The organism is Winogradskyella sp. (assembly GCF_965228925.1).
Taxonomy (GTDB): Bacteria; Bacteroidota; Bacteroidia; order Flavobacteriales; family Flavobacteriaceae; genus Winogradskyella.
This window is the reverse complement of record NZ_OZ245845.1, coordinates 912,358-932,886: the sequence shown is the minus strand read 5'-3', so window position 1 is coordinate 932,886 and position 20,529 is coordinate 912,358. Positions and strand designations below refer to the sequence as shown.

Sequence of the window (20,529 nt, the reverse complement as noted above, 5' to 3'; positions counted from 1 at the left end):
TCTAATAGGCTTTATCTTCGCCTTTTACAGCATTGATAAAGGTTTGAAATATGATTTTAATATCGAGTAGTAAAGACCAGTTTTCAATATAAAATATATCATACTTTACGCGGCCAATAATATCTTTATCGGTTTCTACTTCGCCTCTAAAACCACTGATTTGGGCCAAGCCCGTTATACCTGGCTTAACAAAATGCCTTACCATAAATTTATCGATCTTCTTAGCATACATATTGGTATGGCTCACCATATGAGGCCTAGGGCCCACCACGGACATATCGCCAAAAAGTACATTGAAAAACTGGGGTAGTTCGTCAATACTTGTTTTTCTTATAAATCTACCGACCTTAGTGACACGTTGGTCTCCTCTTGTAGCCTGATGTAAATTTGCTGTTTGATTAGGGGTCATTGACCTAAACTTGTAGCAATCGAACTCTCTATAATTAAATCCATTCCTCGATTGCTTGAAAAATACTGGTCCTTTGGATTCTATTTTGATCAATATTGCGATTAAGGGGGTTAACCAAGATAGGATAAAAACAATGACAACACTAGAAAACAAGATATCAAAAGTGCGTTTTATAATCATATTTGCAGAATCCTCTAAGGGCATTGTTCTTAAGGTTAATACGGGTATGTAATCATAATACTCGTACTTTAATTTTTTTGAATATATCTCTTTGCTATCAGGGATAAATTTTAAAATTTTAAGATTGTTATCTGCAAAATCAACAATATCAGCAATTTGAGAATTTGAAAGCTCAGAAATGGAGCAATATATTTCATCAATCCCTTCGTCTAGAATATAACTAAAACAATCGTTGATTGAATCTTTATTGTTTTTGAACTTGAACGTTTTTTTGTGCAAATAGCCATATTCAGGCTTTTTAGTAAAGAAATTTTCTAGGGCGAGTGTCTTTTTGTTCTGACCTAAAATTACTGTTGTTCTATAATTTCCTCCAAAAGACACACGGTATTTCTGCAATAAATAATATACCGTAAATTTTAATGCCCCAATTGCAATAAAACACAACAATGTATATTTAATTATTGTAATGGAGTAAATATTGAGTTCGTGATAAAGTCCGAAAAAAGCAAAAACAAAAAGCAAAAATAGAATACACTGCTTGACTATGAAGGACAGAATATTAACTGGGCGGGTATATCTGTAGACTTCATAAAACTTTGAGTATATAGACAAAAAAAACCAACCAAAAGTAATAAAAGCACAAAAAATCAAAGGATCTTTCCTGTCTAACAAATAAAAAACAGCCAATCCGTTTATGATACATAAATCGATTAAATATGAAAAAGGTCTTAGATAGACCGAATACCGACTATGGTTAAGCACACTCAAAATTTAATACTTTGTAAGGTTTTGTAGTATTGCAAAATACTGGCTCAAATATAATACGATTTTTATCATTGAATGAAAATAAACAAGCAATTAGTTAATATAAGGGTTTAATTATTTTAATAAAAACTGATCGCAAAAATTTGTTTAAAAAAATAGCTTCCTGAAAACATAATCAATTAGGTATATTCTTATTTTGGCTAACTTTGAACAAACAAAAAACATTGAATGGGAAAAATAAAAGTTTTACACTTAGTTGAAGCATTGGGCGGTGGAATTTATAGCTATTTTGTAGACTTATCACACTATTTCGGGGATAGACAAGATATTAAAACTTACATAGCATTTAGCGACAAGAGAAATGAAATAATCCCAGATAAAATTGCACAGGATATCAATGAAAATATTGAGTTAATTAAAATTCCCATTAAAAAGAGTATTTCACCTATTTTAGACTCCGTTGCCATATACAGGTTCTATAAAATAATAAAATCTGTAGAACCAGATATAATCCATTTGCATTCATCAAAGGCTGGAGTCATTGGCAGACTGTCGTATATCTTATATGCCAATTCTCGAGTTAAACTCTATTATACACCTCATGGTTACGCTTTTTTAAGAAAAGACATATCTAAGTTTCAGCGTAAAATGTATTGGCTTATTGAATATTCTATGAAAAAACTTTCGGGCGGAACGACAATAGCTTGCGGAGATACGGAATTAGAATATTCAAATAAGTTTGGAAAGTCTATTCTGGTAAGAAATGGTGTAAATCTTCCCAACATTACAAAGCATCTCGAATCATTTAGTAATCGAACGCTTACAGTGGGTATTCTAGGACGAATTACCTTTGCCCGAAACCCAAAAATGTTTAATGAAATAGCCGAAAGGTTAAAAGAGTTAAACTTTATCTGGATCGGTGATGGTGAACTAAATAGTACTATTGATGCAGATAACATAGAAGTTACAGGATGGTTCCCAAACAGAGAAGTTGGTCTTCGCTACCTAAACAACATTGATATTTACTTGCAAACATCGCTTTGGGAAGGGCTGCCAATCTCTTTGATAGAGGCAATGACCTTGAAAAAACCTATAGTTGCAACCAATATAATAGGAAATAAGGATGTAGTAGAGCACGGTGTTAACGGTTTCTTATTTGACACAGTTGATGATTGCGTTCATTACATTAACCAACTTAAGGATCAAAAATTAAGGGCTTCTTTCGGTGAAAATGGAAGATTAATTGCCGATAAGAAGTTTGATTTTGAAAAAAACCTTGAACAATTATCCCTCATTTATCTCTCTTGAAGAAAAGGCGTTATTACTAAATATACTTACCCACAAGGCACTAAAAACTATTCCATCGTATCTCACTAAAAAATCATCCGTAAGGTTAGATGTAAAAAAAAGTATGAAGAAAAATAACACATAAGGCTTCCTACCCTTTTTAAAAATATATAATGGATAAAATATATAGAGGTTAACCGCTAAAAACCCGAATATCCCAAATTTTAAGAAAAAATCGAGATATTGATTATGAACTGGAAATTCGTACTTCGCCAAAAACTTCTGATTTGTCTGTTTATAAGCCTTAATTAATTCCTTTTTTCCATCAGCACAGCCTACTCCGAAGATCACGTTCGACGAAATGACGTCTACGGTTGTTTTCCAGATACTCACCCTTGTTACCAGAGCGCTATAAACCTCTGCCTCCGGATTTTCAAATGTATCTAATTGACCTATTTTATCCATATGTTTAAACGTGAGCTTTGAGTACTTTTTTATAACATACGGAAACAATAAAATAAAACTTAAGGATATGACTATTATGGTGCCTGTAATTAAAGATATGATTTTTAAAGCCTTCTTTTTTGGCATATGATTATAAATAACCAATGAGGACACTAATACAATTCCAATAAAAGCATTAACGATTGCTATACGCGTATTAATGAATAACAGAATTAGGACAGATACAAGAAAGATAATAACTCTAAAAGCTAAAAGCTTAGATGATTTCTTCTTTAAATAATAGCTCAATAGTAGGTATAGATTAACGATTACTAAAAAAGCAACGTGCATATTCAATGCAGGCGCATGCAGCTCCATGCTTAATGCAAAATTATAACCCATCTGCCATACCAGTTCCCCGTTGATGTATTTTACGAATAAATCGTATTGTGTAAGAAAATGTAAAAAAAAACAAACAACAAGTATAGAGGTAAAAACAATAGAGTAGGCCCTAAAGACTTTGTTAATAGAAATTTTGAATGGTTGAAACAATAACAATAACGGAAAAAACAAACAGGTAGAATATTTTTCAAGTTGCTTTATCCCTTCGTATAAACTATCATTATTCCAAATAAACACAATGTTCAATAGTAAAGGAAGGCTTATGATAAATATGGGTAGTAGACTTTTTCTTGAATATTTAATTTGATTATAAAATAGTACACTTAATAGTATAAATAGAAAAATCAACGGAGTGGCATAAACCCTAAAGACCAAAACTCCAGCCAGTACTCCCAAAGCGTATTCATAATATAACTTATATGTATTTTTATCAGTGATTTTCCACTTTGTCCTTAAGTACATATTTATATCGTTTTTTGTATTCGCTTATCATATTTTGATCAAAATAAAATGCTAAATAAATAATTGGAAAAACACCTAACTTATGTTTTATAGCAGAACCTAGGTCGGGCTCAAAAACACCTTGGGTTATGAGATAAGCAAACACAAAATGAAAAAGCCATTCCTCCTGTCTATATTTTTGTCTGTTCCTCATGCATTTACTGTAGAAATAGACCAAAAGTATAAACATTAATGATTGCCAAATTACAAAAGCTACTACCTGGGGCTTATAAAAAAATTTTAAGCCATTTAAGGGTAAGTTAACGGAAAAAAAGCCATAAAAGATACCGACGCCCTCACCTATTGCAGTGTCTGTTTCAACAGGAGATACAATCATTGTTTGAGAGTCTTCTCGCCCCATCCTTCTCTTATTAAGTTTTTCCCTAGAGCTTTCTGACATAAACTCACCTTTGATGAATCCATAGCTAAATGAAAAAAAGCAAGCAATCATTATGCCCCAAAAGATATTGCTGACAGTTCTGCTCTTGAATTCAAGTCTACTTAAAAAGTACAAACCTATCCCTAAAAAAGGCACTAGCAAATAATACGGCCTAAACCAAAAGCTAAAAAATAACAATAACAGACAAACAAATATGACCTTTTTTCTCAGTTTAATTCTAGACGAAATTAATACACCGCAGATGAGGCTTATGTAAATGAAATTAATGAATTCTTTGGAGGGCATTGAAAGATAGACAGAAAACAAAAGTAGGCTTACCCAGACCACCGAATTTCTTAAGGTAAGCTTGCCAAAATTTTTAGGAATCCCTAATCTTTTTATAATCACAAAGATTATGATTAATTGAATCAAAGAGACTAATGGGAAGGGAATCTTATTTAAGCCCAAAACATCATAAAACCACATTGAAAAAGAGTAGCTACCCACTAATCCTTTTTCATTATAGGGGTCGTTAGCAATTAAATTGGCATCATTGAAATATTTGTCAGGGAGAATAGTCGTATTAAAACTACCCACTATAATAGCCAAAATAGCTATTGTGATGAGCAGTAATAATCTTTTTTTGACCTTCAAAATAATGTTACTAATCGTTCGCCTTTGAAATAAATTCCTTACATCTTTCCTTTAATCTGTTAGAGAGGTCTCTGAAGCTTTCTGGGTTTTTCGGTGGGTTATCCCAATCTATTTCATTTGGATGGAATATATTCATTTCCTTACCGAAAAGTTTGTTGAATTCTTCTTTGGGTTGTTTGGTCAATACATTTATATGGTCTAATATTCCCCTAAATCTAGACATGTGCAATTTTTCATCTACAAGACCCTCCATAACAAACAAAACTGGTGTCCCTAGAGCTAAGCAAGGTAGAGCACAGTGAATTCTAGATGTAATCACCAATTTTGCCTCCGCATATTTACCTAACAAGTCTTTTGCTTCTTTATAGAGCGCTGCATTGTCGTTTTCTGCACTGACATAATGCTTTATCACAGAAGCCTTTTGTATGATTTCGTCAGGCACAAATTCATCTAATTTTGCCTTTGGCTTAACATAGTCTTTTATTTTACCGAGCTTCTTAAATGGAAATTTCTTTATTAAATCGAAAAAGTTCACTCTTTTAATCATTCCTATGTCATAATTATAAAGAGGATCTACCAAATAAATCTTATCTGTTTGTGTTTTGGATTTATACTTTTCATCTAAGGTCGTTGTCAAACAAAAGCTAAAATAAGATTCGATACCATGAGACTGCAGAATTTCTAAAGTTTTATAGTCCCTGCAACCTATGGGAGCATGAGATTTTAAGTAGTCTACATTTTCTTTTTTTGATAAAATTATTTCTGCGCTTCTAGGCTGCATATGAAAAGAAATGAAAAGCGGGATTAAATTGGGGTTCGGCGGCCAATTATGTGGTGCGTCCGTAAACCAACCGTTCATAATGATTTTTGCCTTATCATATTCTTTCCTATTTAAAGCGTCTCGCTCGACATAAAAGTCCACTGATGGCAGAAATTGTTCTGCTGCACAGCTTTGTATGTGATCTCCGATATTAACCAGGCCAAGATTATTCTGTTTGTGTTCAAAAAGTGCGTATTTCATTCCTTCTCGGGATAGTAAGTATTTATGTGATTATATTAGGGTTTTTACAATTATACAAAAGTATGATATAATCAATTAGTTGTTCTTTTTGTAGCTTTTAATATGAGTGACTTATTAACAACAATAAAAACAATAATGCTGATTATTATCGACCCTATTGAAACGTAAATATTGTCCATCTTTTTTAGTAGTATTACAGCAAAGCAAAATATAAGTAGTAACGCAAAAACCTTGTAATTTATTACTAGTTTGAACGCGTTCAGCCGTAACAGAAATGTCGTTATAAATCCAATCAAAGAGCCTATGGCAACAGCATATAACCCTATTTGATTGATAAAGGATACACCAATAATAATATTTACTATGCCTCCAATTATCGTTGTTGAAAACACCCCAAAGGTATCCTTGCTTTTTAAATAGAAAGCCCCAAAATAGGCACAAAATGCAGAAAACCCTGCAGACAATAGTAAAATAGGCAAATAGTCGCTAGCAATATGAAAATCTGAGTCTGTAGTAAACTGAATTATATACTTAGATAATGCCGCTAATACGGTAATGAATGACAATTCAAAAATGAAAAACCTTTTAAAAATTTCAGAGGCTTTGCTCTTACTATCCTCATGGGTTTCTTTATCCGAAATGATAAAATCTTGCCATGTCAAGATAAACACAGAATTCACTAAGGCAACGATTCCTGCATATCTCGAAGCTATCGCAAAAATACCATTGTACTCTTCGCTTAAAAAAAATAAAATTACATACCTATTCCCTAAATCGATTAACCACCAGCTAATGGCATTGGGTAATAATGGCCAAGAATAGGTGACTAACTTTTTGGCTATTTTGAAGTCAACAAAACTAGGAGTAATATAAGCAGTAATTCCTCCCATAAACATAACTATGGCTATTGAGGCAAATTGAGAAATTATCAATGAAAAAAGAACTCCTTTAAGACCCATTTCAAAAACTATCAATGTTACCAATGAAAGTGCAATGACTAACAAAGAATTAATTACTCCCATAAGCGCATACCACTGGTTAGTCTTCAATCCTCTCGTTACTTGTTGAAAAAAGAAAAAACCACAAAATGTAAGTTGAAGCAATGAAAACTCAAAAATTAATTGATAATGTAAAAATCGATTTAAAATAGAGACGGCCAATAGAAAAGCAAGACAACCAACTGCAATAACCATTAAGCCGGTAGAAATAATTATTTTCCTTGATTTTTTATCCTCTTTTTGAATCAAAAAACGATATACGGCATCTGAGACCTGTAGGGTTATAAGAGGAGTAATTAAAGTAATGGAAACAAGGATTAAATCGTATTCGCCAAGTTCTTGTTTCGATAAAAAAAAAGAAAAAATTGGCACAAGTATGAAAAAGACGACTTTAGAGCCAATGATCCCTACAGAATAAAAAAAAGATGATTTTATAAAGTCTGACTTATTGTTCAAATTTTTAAATTATTTCTTTTGTTTATTATAAATCTTTAGCGATTATAACATCTAAAAAATTGGTTAATAAGACTGATCATAAGCATTTACACAATCATCCCCGCAGCAACGGTTTCGTTTGTTGCGTCGTCAATTAAAATTATACTACCTGTAGTCCTGTTTTCTCTATAGGGGTCAATCATTAAAGGTTTTGTCGTTCTTATCTTAACCTTAGAAATATCATTCATACCAAGATTGCTGTCTTCGGTATTTCTTTCTAAGGTCTCAATATTAATCTTATAAATGATTTCTTTAATCATTGCCTTTTGGTCATTACTTGTATGCCTAATACTATATTTTGCCCTTGGTCTAGCTGGGTTATTATGCAACCAGCACAACATCACTTCAATGTCTTGCGTTGCTTCGGGTTTGTTATTTGACCTTACGATCATATCACCTCTACTGATATCAATATCATCTTCTAACGAAATTGATACGGACATTGGCGCAAATACTTCATCCCGCTTCCCTTCGAAGGTATCAATGGATTTTATTTTACTCGTAAAACCAGAGGGCATTACTGTAATCTCATCTCCTTGTCTAAAAACACCACTTGCAACCCGTCCTGCATAACCCCTATAATCCCTATTGTCATCATCGCTTTGAGGTCGTATAACCGTTTGTACGGGAAACCTGGCATCTACTTTATTTATATCACTACTAATATGCATCGTCTCAAGAGTATGCAATAAAGGCGCACCTTGATACCATTTCATATTATCGGATCTGTTAACCACATTATCTCCTAATAACGCGCTAATTGGAATGAAGCGTACATCTTTTACCAACATTTTAGACGAGAATTCTTCAAACTGATCGATCACATTATTATAGGCTTCTTCCGAAAAATCGACTAAATCCATTTTATTAATACAGACTATAACGTGCGGAATTTGAAGGAGCGATGCAATAAAAGAATGACGTTTTGTTTGTTCTATAACTCCATGTCTTGCATCTACAAGAATGATAGCCGCATTCGCCGTAGAAGCCCCCGTAACCATATTTCTAGTGTACTGAATGTGACCTGGTGTATCAGCAATTATAAATTTACGCTTTGGGGTCGTAAAATATCTGTATGCCACATCGATGGTTATGCCTTGTTCTCTTTCATCTCTTAAACCATCCGTAAAAAGCGCTAAATCAACGCCATCATGTCCCTTTTTCTTACTTGTGTCTTCAATAGCCTGTAATTGATCTTCGAAAATGGATTTGGAATCATACAATAAACGTCCAATCAAAGTACTTTTTCCGTCATCCACACTTCCGGCAGTAGTAAATCTTAACAGTTGATTATTATTTGTCATTGTTTATTATTTCCTTAAAAATATCCTTCTCTTTTTCTATCTTCCATCGCTGATTCTGAGCGTTTGTCATCACTTCTATTCCCGCGTTCTGTCTGTCGCATACCAGAAACCTCATTGGCGATTTTCTCTAAAGTGTCAGCCTCAGATTCTATACCTCCAGTTATAGTAATATCACCCAAAGTTCTAAAGCGAACTTTTTTGGTTACTATCTCTTCATGGTCTTCTAACATTAAGAATTCAGAATTAGGTATCCAACTATTTTGTCTCCATACGACTTCTCTATCGTGTGCAAAATAAAGGGACGGAATAGAGATGTTCTCACGTTTGATATAATTCCACACGTCCATTTCTGTCCAGTTACTTATTGGAAAAGCCCTAAAATGCTCTCCCTCAAAATGCTTTCCGTTAAAAATATTCCAAAGCTCTGGTCTTTGGTTTTTAGGATCCCACTGTCCAAAATCATCTCTATGTGAAAAAAAGCGTTCCTTAGCCCTTGCTTTTTCTTCGTCTCGTCTGCCACCACCAATAGCACAGTCAATCTTATTGGCCTCAATAGCGTCGAGAAGGGTTGTGATTTGAAGTGCATTACGCGTAGCATTTTTGCCTTTTTCTTCTGCTACACGGCCTTGATCTATAGACTCCTGAACGGACCCAACTATAAGTTGAGCGCCAAGTTCTTTTATGATGTCGTCTCTAAACTTTATCGTTTCCGGAAAATTATGACCTGTATCTACATGCATTAATGGAAATGGAATCTTGGCCGGATAAAATGCTTTCTTAGCTAAATGTGTAACGAGTATTGAATCTTTTCCTCCAGAAAATAATATTACCGGGTTGTCAAACTGTGCCCATACTTCGCGTAACACAAATATAGCTTCACTTTCTAACTCATCTAAATAGTTTAAATAATACTTACTCATCCTGGAGTTTAAGTTTTGGCGTTATATAATCAATTATTCTTGCCACAGCGTCTTCAACAGACTCTGTTTCAGTTTTTATTTCAATATGGGGATTTACTGGAGCTTCATAAGGGGCAGATATTCCTGTCATATTCTGAATTTCGCCCGCTCTTGCTTTTTTGTATAAGCCCTTGACATCCCTACGCTCGCACTCTTTTAGGCTTGTATTGATATATATCTCGACAAAGTTAACATCTTTGACGATAGTTCTAATATTATCTCGGTCTTTTTTGTAGGGTGATACAAACGCAGCTAATACAACCAAACCCGCATCTATCATTAAGTTGGATACCTCAGCAATTCTTCTGATATTTTCGGTTCTATCTTTTGGGGAAAATGACAGATCATCGTTTATTCCTTTTCTAATATTATCTCCATCTAAGCTGTACGTTTTTACTCCAATTTTGTGAAGTTCCTGTTCTACCATATTCGCTATAGTCGACTTACCAGAACCTGATAATCCCGTAAACCATAAAAGAAATGAATTGTGATTATTGGCAGCTACTCTATCCTTTTTTGAGATTTTATAACTATGGGGTGTAAGGTGTTTTGTCATATTAATTTTTTTTACCAAAAAAGAACTGCCTTACTTTCCCTAATGGAAGCTTTAGCCATAATCTTTCGTGCAAATAATAGAGCGCAAATTTCGTAAATAATTCTGTTAGCGCAATAAACAATGATATGTCGTCAAATGCTTCGAGAATAGTTCCCGAAATTAAAAACGTCATAGTTGTCGCTATAATTCTCCAAGATATGGTCTTGTGAAGTGTTTGTTTTTTATTTACCGTTTTTCGCTCTAATATATTTTGCCAAATACGCTCGTGTAAATAATAGACCAGAAGCTTTATCGCAAACTCTAGGGTCCCAATTTTAATGGCATTTTCTATACTACAATTTCCATAGATACAAGTAATTAGCAATACAACCGCTATAGTATCTGTGGTCGCAATGATACGCCAAGAAATCCCTTTAAGAATACTCCTTATATGTGATTCTTTTCTATAAGTAGGCATAGTTTTAGTTCTAAGAAACTACAAACCACGGATTAAGTAGATTCTCTTTATTATACACTAGTGGTTTTTCTGTTTCTTTTGAGATAACTTTGACATCTACTGCATTGCAGATGGCTTGTCCCGCTGCTGTATCCCATTCCATAGTAGGTGCAAACCTTGGGTAAATGTCGGCACCGCCTTCGGCTACTAAACAAAATTTTAAGGAGCTTCCTTTAGAAACTATCGAAACCTCTTCGCCTTGCATTTTAAGCTTATCGACAAAAGCTAGAGTTTCATCATTCATATGAGATCTACTACCTACCACTTCTATTTTGCTACTCTTACGTTTTGGAGAAAGTGGTTCTCCTTTTTTTAAGGCTTGTTCATAAGGTGTGTTATGTTCTACTAATTGTGCTTTAAATGCTTTCTTGTTTCCTACATCACCAAAGTAAAGTATCTTATTAGCTGGTACATATATAACGCCAAGTCTGGGCTTGCCATTGTCAACTAAGGCTATATTAACCGTAAATTCACCGTTTCGTTTAATAAACTCTTTAGTCCCATCTACCGGGTCTACAATCCAACAAGTGCGCCAAGACTTTCGTATATTATAATCTATTTGTTTATTTTCTTCACTTATGATAGGGATATTCGTTGGCTTTAAAAATGCGTTTATGATATCATTTGCATTTTTATCGGCAATAGTTAATGGAGATTGGTCCTCTTTTAGTTCAATATCGAACTCAGTATTGTAAACTTGCATTATGGCCTCACCAGCTTTCAGGGAAGCTTCAATGGCAATTTTTAATGCTTTATTTTGTGCTTTATCGGTCATATATTCCTTTTATTTCATTACTTAAGCTTGTTGTGTGCTTCCATCCTAAAGCCTTGGGTTTGGAAATAACTGTCATCTTTTAACTCGTTCCGCAATTGAAATCTCTTACCACATCTAAAAGATGCATTTCTTATTTATTTTTGAATTTTATCTAAGTTAATTAGGGCTTGTTTAAGGCTATTACGCCAATATGGGATTTCAATATTAAGGGTTTTTTTAATCTTAGACTTATCTAGTACACTAAACCTTGGTCTTTCGGCCAAAGTAGGATAATCTTTTGTTTTTATGGACAGTAATTTTATATGCTTTCCTGTTTCGTCGAAGATGGCCATGGCAAAATCGTACCAACTTGCAACACCTTCATTACTGTAATGATATATACCATACCTTTTATCCTTAGTGTTGATTATCTTTAGAATCAAATCAGCCAAATCCTTAGCGTACGTGGGAGTTCCTATTTGGTCATCAACGACTCCTAATTCATCTCTTGTCTTTGACAAACTAATCATAGTCTTCATAAAGTTTGAGTTATGTTCTGAATATAACCACGACGTCCTCAAAATAAAATAGTCTGTCATTCGTTCTATAATTGCTATTTCACCCTTTCTTTTTGACCACCCATATATTCCTTGAGGGTTTGTTTGATCATCTTCATTATATGGATAAGACTTGTAACCGTCAAAGACAAAATCCGTCGAAATATGTATTAACACAATCCCAAGACTATTGCAAATATCAGCCATATTAGCTACTGCTAATTCATTAATGGCATAGGCAGCACTTTGCTCTTTTTCGGCCTGGTCGACAGCCGTATATGCCGCACAGTTAATACAATACTGAACTTTGACTTCACTTAGACTAGCCTTTAAATCTTCAATCTTAGTTATATCTAGCTCTTCAACTGACTTGTAAATTAAATTTAAGCCTTGAAAATTTTTATCGATATCCTTCAGATTTTTAGCTAACTGACCATTACCCCCGGTTACTAGAACATTTATCATAGCACAGCACTTTTCAAATTAGGAAGTACCATATCTTTATCTGATATCACAATTTGATCTTTAGGTAGTCGCCAATCGATATTAAGATATGGATCATTATAAATGATACCACTTTCGGCATTTACGTTATAATAATTGTCGCATTTGTAAGAAAAAAGAGCTGTAGCTGATAAGACCACAAAGCCATGTGCAAAACCTCTTGGAACAAAAAGCTGTTGTTTATTTTCTTCTGATAATTCGATAGAGACATGCTTTCCAAATGTTTCAGAATTTTCCCTTAAATCTACAGCTATATCGAGTACCTTGCCTTTTACAACTCTGACCAGTTTAGCTTGGGCATACTCACCCCTTTGATAATGTAGCCCTCTTAATACACCTTTTGAAGATTGAGATTCGTTATCTTGAACGAAATCCACCTCTAAGCCCGTAGCTTCTTGAAATGCCTTCTTATTGAAGCTTTCGATAAAATAGCCTCGCTTATCTTCAAAAACCCGAGGTTGAATAATGTAACAACCCTCTAATGCTGTCTCTTTAACTATCATATTACTCAGAAAGTAAACTCAAAAGGTGTTTGCCATAACCACTCTTGGTTAAGGCTTCTGCAACTTTTCTGAACTGGACTTCATCAATAAATCCCATTTTATAAGCTGCTTCTTCAATTGCTCCAATTTTAAGACCTTGGCGCTCTTCTATTACTTGAACAAATTGTGAGGCTTGCATTAATGAATTAAATGTCCCTGTGTCTAACCAGGCTGTTCCTTTATCTAAAACGCTAACATTAAGTCTGCCCTGTTCTAAGTATGTCTTATTAATATCCGTAATTTCTAATTCACCCCTTTTACTTGGTTTAATGTTTTTTGCAATTTCCACTACTGAATTATCATAAAAGTAAATTCCAGGAACGGCAAAATTAGATTTGGGTTTAGAGGGTTTTTCCTCTATTGAAACAGCCACCCCATTCTTATCAAACTCAACGACTCCATAACGTTCTGGATCATGAACATGATATGCATATATTATGCCTCCGTCCGGATCATTGTTTTGCTGAAGCAAGTCCGACAGACCAGTACCATAAAATATGTTATCCCCGAGTATTAAAGCAACTTTATCTTTGCCAATAAAGCTTTCTCCAATTATAAATGCTTCTGCCAATCCGTTGGGAGACTCTTGTACAGCATATTGAAAGCTGCAGCCGTACTTTGTACCATCACCCAATAATTTCTGAAACAATGGCAAGTCTTGAGGTGTAGAAATAATAAGTATATCCTTTATCCCAGACCACATTAGTGTAGATATGGGATAATAAATCATTGGCTTATCATAAATTGGCATGAGCTGCTTACTTACGGCTAATGTAATTGGATGCAGCCGAGTTCCAGAACCTCCTGCTAAAACAATTCCCTTCATCGATTTTCGTACTTATTTAAATACCAGTTAACTGTTTTTACAATTCCTGTTTCAAAATTCTCTTTTGCTTGCCAGCCCAATTCATTCTCAATCTTTGAGGCATCAATGGCATATCTAAAATCATGACCTGGTCTATCCGTTACAAATGTAATTTGTTCGGCATATTTACTGAGTTTTGGTCTTAGTTCGTCTAAGAGACCACAGATTTTATGTGCGATATATAAATTATCTCTTTCGTTTTTTCCTCCAATATTATAGGTTTCTCCTGATCGCCCTTTTTGATAAACCAAATCAATCCCGCTACAATGATCTTCGACATAAAGCCAATCCCTTACGTTTTTCCCATCGCCATAAATAGGAATGTTTTCACCATTTATTGCCTTTCTTATTATAGTAGGAATTAATTTTTCATTATGTTGTTTTGGCCCATAATTATTGCTACAATTTGTGGTAACCACATTCATGCCATAGGTATGATAATAACTCCTGACAATAAAATCTGATGATGCTTTTGAGGCACTATACGGGCTATTAGGCGCATAAGGCGTATCCTCAGAAAAGAGCCCTGTTTTACCGAGTGTACCATACACCTCATCTGTAGATATATGATGAAATCTATTGTTCTCGCAACCAGGCTTAAATGAAAATGGGGCATCCATCCAATGATTTTTTGCTGTATTAAGCAAATTAAAAGTACCATGGACGTTTGTATTTATAAACGCATCTGGATTTGCTATGGAGTTATCGACGTGAGACTCAGCTGCAAAATGAATAACACCAGAGAAATTGTGTGTTTTGAATAATTCGTTTACAAGTGCTACATCACAAATATCACCCTTAACAAAGGTATAATTCTTATTATCCTCGAGCTCCTTTAAATTAGAAAGCTCACCTGCGTAGGTAAGCTTATCTAAATTAACAATGCTAATATCTTGGTATTTTTTAAGCAAAAATGAAATAAAGTTTGAACCTATGAAACCCGCCCCTCCAGTAATTAGTATGAATCGGATATTATTCATATTCCTTGATAAATTTAAATGCCTTTAACAAGAAATGGACTAACATCATTATCGCCATGGCTAACACCGGGAAAACAAATGTATAATTATCATATACATCTCTTTCTAATGTTCCTACTTCCTCAAAACTAGATAATATATCATAATATTCACTTTCTTCCAATGCCTCTTCTTCAAGCATTCTCAATGATTTTCTAATTTTCAGCTCCTCTTGAAAAATTTCGTATTCTTTGGTTTCGGTTTTTTCTTGTACTAAGGGTATTGTTCCTCCAACCCCTAATCTTACTGCATCTTTTTCGGACTCACTTGTTTTAATATCTAAGTATGTTTTCTGTAAATCCTGTACTCTTTTTAATTCTTGAAGATATATCTGTTTCTGAACATTCCGAATTGAATCTGTTCTTTCTTTAAGCTTTATAGAGTATTCATTCTTAAAGGTTTTTATAAAACCTTGCTCCAAACTTGGAAAAATATCACTACTCGTCGCTTTTGCCTTAATAGAGAATATACTCCCTGCAAGTATGTCCCTATTTTCAATAAAATCTTCATAAGTAACATTTACTGATAATGTGCTATCCAAAGACTTTATATAATCATCATATTCTTTTACTAAATCATTCTGAGTTTCTGGGCCAATCTCCATTTCAAATTCAAGTAATTGCTTCGCTGTAGTTAAGCTATCAATTTCAAAAATAAAGGACAATTCTCCGTAATTTTGTGAGGATATTAATGCGTTAAAGTAATCTACATTGTTAGCAAGTTGATACTTAGAATCGTAATAAGGCCTGACCAACATGTCTGATACATATACCGGACTTTGAAATCTTTCCATTGAATAACCGATCAGAGCAGAAACCATTAAGACTATGGCAATAGTTTTAAAATTATTCACTAAAGGCTTTAAAGCATATATCAATACCGAAAAAAGACCACTAATAATCTTTGCAATAAAAGCAAACAACTTTTCAAAAAGCCTGCCAATAGCATTAAATAACTGTCCTAAATCGACTTCTTCAATTTGATTTTGTGATTCTTGGGAGTTTTTATCACTCATGTTTTAAGAATTAAATATTTGTTCTAGTATTTTTTTTGTTATGGCATATGTTGGTCTAACGCCGGATGTTCCTAGGCCTCCAGAGGCTAAGGTACTGCCTGTTTCAAGAGGATTATCACTTGCATAATAGGCATATCTTACTTTTACATCTTCATTGATGCTCCCTCTTACTTTAGACGAGGCCTGTATGGCTTTTTGGTAATGAGCACCTTCCATTTCTAGCCCTATGACATTCCAAGTAGAATTTTTAAAAAACTTTAGAATTTCTTTATTCTGCAAAGAAGTGCCTAAAACCGTTATCATGGTGCCTTCATATACATCGACGCCGCAATCTAATAAATCGTTTTTACTTAGCTCGTTTTTAAAGGGATAATTATCTGCAGTGCCCTCAAATATATGGGCAGAAGGAATCATAACGTCACCTTTGCCCCCTTCAAGAATGCCCGCTTTACCCATAATTGATATCGATTTTACATCTAAGTGTACTTTCTTACCGCTAGCTTTTATAGGCTTTAAAAATTCGTCCAAAGTCTCGTATGCTTGTTCTCCAAACGCATAATCCATCACAAAAATAACGGCTTTTTCATTCTTGTTTGACTGCGTATATTCAAAATCAGTTGTGGAAAAATCTATTTTATCGGTGTCAAAAATTTGTACGTCAATGTTGGTTCCTGAAGTATCTTTTACATAGATCATTCCGTTCTGCAACGCAGATTTTTCGACCTTATTGCGAATTGTGCTATTATTTGGATTACTCAGTGATTCGAAAACCTCGAAAATATCTTTTTTAGCGTCAGCTCCTTTTAATGTCCCTTTAGCAAAAATGGAATTCATAACGCTATGCATATTGGCACTGATGATATGAATTGGTCGTTCTAATAATCCGTACTTATGCATCACGGCTTTTATGTTATCAGCCCAAATCTCGCCATGAATATGGTGTCCAATCCGTTCTCTTAAAACAGGGCTAAAGGTAATGGTTCGTTTGGTGTTGTTAACCACCTCTCCAATAGCTAATTTTCCTAACCAATATACGATATGCAATAAACGCTCAGGCTGATTTGAAGTTGCAAATTTTGGATAAGCCTCTGTAAGTTCATTAAAGGTTCTGCCTAAAATATTTGCGGTATGCGTAATTGCGATTTCACGTTCTTTTTGCGTCAGTTTTTTAGACGAATTAACGGCATTTTCCAACTTCTGCCAATCTCTTATAGTTGAACCTTCTTCGTCAATAAGAACACGCTTACTGATTTTATGGGACTCAACAAACAAAAATGTAAGATGGGTCAGAATATCATAGATTTCTGAACGTCCTCTGGTGATTTCAATATTCATCTGTTCATCGTCAATGCGATAACAGTTACGTCTCCGCTTTGGCGGAATGATAGGCTTAAAGTGCGAATTGGCATAACCTTCATCACTGGTTAGATTGATGAAAGTACATTCCTCAATACCTTGCGGTAATCGATCGATGACATATAATAAGCCTTCTAATTCAGCTTTTTCCTCCGCAATTGAACCATATATTTCTGGGCGTAACAATAACAATGCTTCTCGCAAAGTCTCTCCAGAAACACCCATCGGTTTGTAAAACCCACGATTAAATAGATGACGCATCGTTATGTACATGCGCTCTATAGCACTTGAGCTTTCTTGAGCTCTTGTTCTTTCGTGTCTTTTATTAGTCTTGCTCATACACTATTTTAACCTGCAAATATAGCCTTATTTAGTTAATTGAAGCTCGTACATTTTATCAGCAATTTTTCGATCATTGGCCAATCTTGGGATTTTATTCTGCCCTCCAAGTTTTCCTATGGATTTCATATAAGCTTGAAAACCTTCTTTTTTAATTTTCGTAATTATTAAAGGTCTCAATACTTTGCCTTCAATTAGGTCAAAATAATAACTGTTTTGCTGCTGGAGAGAGTCCTCCAAATCTTGGATAAATTTTGATTCATCTTCGGGTTCATTTTCAAACTCTACGAGCCATTCATGATACGGTAAACCTTCTTTAGGATTAATTTGAGGAGCCACCGTAAACTCATTCACGGTGACGCTGGTGCTTTTAATAGCTTCATTTAACGCCTGTTCTACCTCTTTTCCTATAACATGTTCTCCAAAAGCGGAAATAAAGTGTTTTATGCGCCCGCTAACAATAACTCTATAAGGTTCAAGTGATGTAAACTCTACGGTATCACCAATATTATAAGCCCAGAGACCGGCTGTAGTAGAAATAATCATAACATAATTAACACCGAGCTTCACATCCTCGATGGTTATGCGTTCGGGATTGTCTTCAAAAAAGTGTGCGGCTTCTACAAACTCATAAAAAATACCTGAATCTAGCTGAAGTAGCATTCCTTTTTCATTCTGTTTATCCTGAAAAGCAAAAAACCCTTCACTTGCGGGATACAACTCTATGCTGTCTACTTGTCGGCCAATCAAATTTTCAAATTTTGCACGATAGGGTTCATAATTTACACCACCAAAAATAAATAGGTTGAAGTTTTTAAAAATCTCTCCTACTTTCTTCTGCTTCTTTTCAATAAGTTTTTCAAAGTACATCTGTACCCAAGATGGAATGCCTGATATAATGGTCATATTTTCACCTATGGTCTCATCGACAATAGCGTTAACTTTAGTCTCCCAATCTTCTATGCAATTGGTTTCTAAACTAGGCATTCTGTTTTTTTGAAGATATTTAGGGACATAGTGGGCTACGATACCCGATAAACGCCCTAGTTTAATACCATTCTTTTTGTCGAGAATTGGGCTTCCTTGAAGAAAAATCATTTTACCATCTACAAACTTTGAGTTTCCTGTCTCATAAATGTAGAGTAGAATAGCATTTCTGGCGGCCTCAACATGCGTTGGCATACTTTCTTTGGTAATGGGAATGTACTTTGCCCCAGAAGTTGTCCCTGAAGTTTTGGCAAAATATATGGGTTTGCCCTTCCAAAGTATATCTTCTTCGCCTGCAACAACGCGTTCTACATAAGGTCTTAATGCTTCGTAATCCCGAATAGGGACCTGTGCTTTAAAATCTAGGTAAGTCTCTATTTCGCTAAAGTTATGATCATTCCCAAATACGGTATATTTGCCTTCTTTTATAAGATTTTGAAATACACGCTCCTGTGTTTCAATAGGTTTAGAAGCCCATTTTCTTATGCGCTTGGCTATGTAATTAGCGAAAGGTTTTGAAAGTGCTGCTTTAATCGATGGCATTACTGAAAATCGATAAAATTAATAGGGTTTACAGGATAGCCATTGCTCCACAATTCGAAGTGAAGGTGTGGTCCTGTACTGAATTCGCCTGTATTCCCAGACATGGCAATAACTTCGCCTGCCTTAACTAAATCACCTTGAGACTTGGTTATAGCAGAATTGTGTTTATACACAGAAATCAACTCTTGATTGTGCTCAATAATCACCACATAGCCTGTTTCTACAGTCCATTCTGCAAATATTACAGTACCATCAGCTGTAGCTTTTACTGGTGTATTTGTTGCTACGACCACATCTACAGCAAAGTGCTTGTCCTCAATATTATAGCCTTCGGAAATAGTGCCATTTACCGGAGGAAAAAGAACATAATTATTCTGATCTGCCAATTCTTCAAACAGGTTATATTTGTCTTCTTTTTCTACTTTTTCCCTCAATAAGGAATCTTCTCTATTCGTAGTCACCTGCAGAATGTTCAAATCGTTTTTCGCTGCTTCGATAACAGAGTCTCTATTAAAATCGACTGCAGCTACATCTCCGGTTAACACCTTTCGGATGGAAGCGTAATACCGTTTGTTAAGCTCTAACTCTTGCACTAGAGAGTCTGTCTTATAGTTTAGAAGTGTGGCCTCTTTTTTTAGCTTGGTAGAAGAATAGCCGGGAATATACTCTCGTAAGGGTGTAAACGCTATTATTAAGGTAGTTAAAAATATTAAAAATATGGCCGAAAGCGATGTTAACACAAAGACATTAAGACGTGTTAGTTTAATGGCAAAACGCTCTTCGAAGGTATCCTCATTCAGTATCACCAAACGATACTTGTGGAGTAACTTTTTAGTAAATTTCTTTTCTTTTTTTTTATCTTCTACCATTGAAACAAAATTAGTTAAAATAGTGAAATAGCATTGCCAATAGGCGCTAAAGTTAGGTTTACAACGCTATAATTAAAGTATAATTACTAACTTTGTATTCTAAATTTAAAATTATGAGTTTAAGCATTGTCCCATTAGCAATTGGAGCTCCACAAATAATACTGATAATCGTTGTAGTTTTATTGTTGTTTGGTGGAAGAAAGATTCCCGAATTAATGCGGGGTTTAGGAAGTGGTATTAAAGAATTTAAAGATGCCAGTAAAGAAGACCCTAACGATAGCAAAGACAAAGAATAAAATTTCTTATTGATAACAAAAAAGCCAACTAGT

Annotated in this window: 20 protein-coding genes; 2 read left to right on the top strand and 18 right to left on the bottom strand. The window is 34.5% G+C overall.

The genetic code is table 11. The features are described 5' to 3' along the window. Position 1: 1 nt before the first annotated feature. Complete coding sequence (locus tag ACO052_RS03750; protein WP_422108038.1) at positions 2-1,300, bottom strand: undecaprenyl-phosphate glucose phosphotransferase; 1,299 nt, start codon at positions 1,298-1,300, stop codon at positions 2-4. A 282-nt stretch (positions 1,301-1,582) separates the two neighbouring features. Here ACO052_RS03750 and ACO052_RS03745 point away from each other — a divergent pair, with 282 nt between their 5' ends. Then, positions 1,583-2,662, top strand: coding sequence for a glycosyltransferase (locus ACO052_RS03745; RefSeq protein WP_422106678.1), 1,080 nt, complete (start codon positions 1,583-1,585; stop codon positions 2,660-2,662). Here ACO052_RS03745 and ACO052_RS03740 read toward each other — a convergent pair. The 17 genes from ACO052_RS03740 to ACO052_RS03660 form a co-directional block, all read right to left on the bottom strand. Next, positions 2,639-3,949 carry an O-antigen ligase family protein gene (locus tag ACO052_RS03740; RefSeq protein ID WP_422106677.1) on the bottom strand — a complete coding sequence of 437 codons (1,311 nt, stop codon included), beginning with the start codon at positions 3,947-3,949 and terminating at the stop codon, positions 2,639-2,641. The two genes, ACO052_RS03745 and ACO052_RS03740, sit on opposite strands and share 24 nt — an antisense overlap. Further along, positions 3,918-5,021 (bottom strand): hypothetical protein, encoded by a 1,104-nt coding sequence (locus ACO052_RS03735; protein ID WP_422106676.1) that lies wholly within the window; start codon positions 5,019-5,021, stop codon positions 3,918-3,920. Before ACO052_RS03735 ends, ACO052_RS03740 begins: the two co-directional genes overlap by 32 nt. Positions 5,022-5,031: 10 nt before the next feature. Continuing rightward, positions 5,032-6,042 carry a polysaccharide pyruvyl transferase family protein gene (locus ACO052_RS03730; RefSeq protein ID WP_422106675.1) on the bottom strand — a complete coding sequence of 337 codons (1,011 nt, stop codon included), beginning with the start codon at positions 6,040-6,042 and terminating at the stop codon, positions 5,032-5,034. Positions 6,043-6,113: 71 nt separating this feature from the next. Further along, positions 6,114-7,496 (bottom strand): lipopolysaccharide biosynthesis protein, encoded by a 1,383-nt coding sequence (locus ACO052_RS03725; RefSeq protein WP_422106674.1) that lies wholly within the window; start codon positions 7,494-7,496, stop codon positions 6,114-6,116. Positions 7,497-7,582: 86 nt separating this feature from the next. Next, complete coding sequence (locus ACO052_RS03720) at positions 7,583-8,839, bottom strand: sulfate adenylyltransferase subunit 1 (RefSeq protein ID WP_422106673.1); 1,257 nt, start codon at positions 8,837-8,839, stop codon at positions 7,583-7,585. Positions 8,840-8,853: 14 nt separating this feature from the next. Beyond that, a complete protein-coding gene (cysD, locus tag ACO052_RS03715) occupies positions 8,854-9,759 on the bottom strand; it encodes a sulfate adenylyltransferase subunit CysD (protein ID WP_422106672.1) in 906 nt (301 codons plus the stop codon). Beyond that, the gene (cysC, locus tag ACO052_RS03710; protein WP_422106671.1) at positions 9,752-10,354 is read right to left on the bottom strand and encodes an adenylyl-sulfate kinase; all 603 of its coding nucleotides are present in this window, start codon (positions 10,352-10,354) and stop codon (positions 9,752-9,754) included. The genes cysD and cysC overlap by 8 nt, the downstream gene beginning before the upstream one ends. A gap of 1 nt (position 10,355) precedes the next feature. After that, a complete protein-coding gene (locus tag ACO052_RS03705; protein ID WP_422106670.1) occupies positions 10,356-10,811 on the bottom strand; it encodes a DUF2061 domain-containing protein in 456 nt (151 codons plus the stop codon). Between the two features lie 10 nt (positions 10,812-10,821). After that, entirely contained in the window at positions 10,822-11,625 is an 804-nt protein-coding gene (cysQ, locus tag ACO052_RS03700; RefSeq protein ID WP_422106669.1) for a 3'(2'),5'-bisphosphate nucleotidase CysQ, read from the bottom strand. Between the two features lie 134 nt (positions 11,626-11,759). Then, positions 11,760-12,626, bottom strand: a complete 867-nt coding sequence (rfbD, locus tag ACO052_RS03695) for a dTDP-4-dehydrorhamnose reductase (protein WP_422106668.1) — start codon at positions 12,624-12,626, stop codon at positions 11,760-11,762. Then, the gene (rfbC, locus tag ACO052_RS03690) at positions 12,623-13,168 is read right to left on the bottom strand and encodes a dTDP-4-dehydrorhamnose 3,5-epimerase (RefSeq protein WP_422106667.1); all 546 of its coding nucleotides are present in this window, start codon (positions 13,166-13,168) and stop codon (positions 12,623-12,625) included. Before rfbC ends, rfbD begins: the two co-directional genes overlap by 4 nt. 1 nt (position 13,169) lies before the next feature. Then, positions 13,170-14,033, bottom strand: coding sequence for a glucose-1-phosphate thymidylyltransferase RfbA (gene rfbA, locus ACO052_RS03685; protein ID WP_422106666.1), 864 nt, complete (start codon positions 14,031-14,033; stop codon positions 13,170-13,172). After that, positions 14,030-15,043 (bottom strand): dTDP-glucose 4,6-dehydratase, encoded by a 1,014-nt coding sequence (gene rfbB / locus ACO052_RS03680; RefSeq protein WP_422108037.1) that lies wholly within the window; start codon positions 15,041-15,043, stop codon positions 14,030-14,032. Before rfbB ends, rfbA begins: the two co-directional genes overlap by 4 nt. 1 nt (position 15,044) lies before the next feature. Further along, entirely contained in the window at positions 15,045-16,106 is a 1,062-nt protein-coding gene (locus tag ACO052_RS03675; RefSeq protein WP_422106665.1) for a hypothetical protein, read from the bottom strand. Between the two features lie 3 nt (positions 16,107-16,109). Continuing rightward, a complete protein-coding gene (locus ACO052_RS03670; RefSeq protein ID WP_422106664.1) occupies positions 16,110-17,801 on the bottom strand; it encodes a DUF6909 family protein in 1,692 nt (563 codons plus the stop codon). A 27-nt stretch (positions 17,802-17,828) separates the two neighbouring features. Beyond that, a complete protein-coding gene (locus ACO052_RS03665; RefSeq protein ID WP_422106663.1) occupies positions 17,829-19,331 on the bottom strand; it encodes a GH3 auxin-responsive promoter family protein in 1,503 nt (500 codons plus the stop codon). Next, the gene (locus ACO052_RS03660) at positions 19,331-20,200 is read right to left on the bottom strand and encodes a M23 family metallopeptidase (RefSeq protein ID WP_422106662.1); all 870 of its coding nucleotides are present in this window, start codon (positions 20,198-20,200) and stop codon (positions 19,331-19,333) included. Before ACO052_RS03660 ends, ACO052_RS03665 begins: the two co-directional genes overlap by 1 nt. Positions 20,201-20,313: 113 nt before the next feature. Between ACO052_RS03660 and tatA the strand changes: the two genes are divergently transcribed. Further along, positions 20,314-20,496: a twin-arginine translocase TatA/TatE family subunit gene (gene tatA, locus ACO052_RS03655; RefSeq protein ID WP_422106661.1), complete on the top strand. Its 183-nt coding sequence runs from the start codon at positions 20,314-20,316 to the stop codon at positions 20,494-20,496. The last annotated feature ends 33 nt before the right edge of the window (positions 20,497-20,529 follow it).

Bases quoted from the DNA above. Each gene is read 5' to 3' on its own strand.
- ACO052_RS03745 (WP_422106678.1), top strand. From the start codon at position 1,583: ATGGGAAAAATAAAAGTTTTACACTTAGTTGAAGCATTGGGCGGTGGA.
- ACO052_RS03740 (WP_422106677.1), bottom strand. From the start codon at position 3,949: ATGTACTTAAGGACAAAGTGGAAAATCACTGATAAAAATACATATAAG.
- ACO052_RS03730 (WP_422106675.1), bottom strand. From the start codon at position 6,042: ATGAAATACGCACTTTTTGAACACAAACAGAATAATCTTGGCCTGGTT.
- ACO052_RS03720 (WP_422106673.1), bottom strand. From the start codon at position 8,839: ATGACAAATAATAATCAACTGTTAAGATTTACTACTGCCGGAAGTGTG.
- cysD (WP_422106672.1), bottom strand. From the start codon at position 9,759: ATGAGTAAGTATTATTTAAACTATTTAGATGAGTTAGAAAGTGAAGCT.
- cysC (WP_422106671.1), bottom strand. From the start codon at position 10,354: ATGACAAAACACCTTACACCCCATAGTTATAAAATCTCAAAAAAGGAT.
- ACO052_RS03705 (WP_422106670.1), bottom strand. From the start codon at position 10,811: ATGCCTACTTATAGAAAAGAATCACATATAAGGAGTATTCTTAAAGGG.
- cysQ (WP_422106669.1), bottom strand. From the start codon at position 11,625: ATGACCGATAAAGCACAAAATAAAGCATTAAAAATTGCCATTGAAGCT.
- rfbD (WP_422106668.1), bottom strand. From the start codon at position 12,626: ATGATAAATGTTCTAGTAACCGGGGGTAATGGTCAGTTAGCTAAAAAT.
- rfbC (WP_422106667.1), bottom strand. From the start codon at position 13,168: ATGATAGTTAAAGAGACAGCATTAGAGGGTTGTTACATTATTCAACCT.
- rfbA (WP_422106666.1), bottom strand. From the start codon at position 14,033: ATGAAGGGAATTGTTTTAGCAGGAGGTTCTGGAACTCGGCTGCATCCA.
- ACO052_RS03675 (WP_422106665.1), bottom strand. From the start codon at position 16,106: ATGAGTGATAAAAACTCCCAAGAATCACAAAATCAAATTGAAGAAGTC.
- ACO052_RS03670 (WP_422106664.1), bottom strand. From the start codon at position 17,801: ATGAGCAAGACTAATAAAAGACACGAAAGAACAAGAGCTCAAGAAAGC.
- ACO052_RS03665 (WP_422106663.1), bottom strand. From the start codon at position 19,331: ATGCCATCGATTAAAGCAGCACTTTCAAAACCTTTCGCTAATTACATA.
- ACO052_RS03660 (WP_422106662.1), bottom strand. From the start codon at position 20,200: ATGGTAGAAGATAAAAAAAAAGAAAAGAAATTTACTAAAAAGTTACTC.
- tatA (WP_422106661.1), top strand. From the start codon at position 20,314: ATGAGTTTAAGCATTGTCCCATTAGCAATTGGAGCTCCACAAATAATA.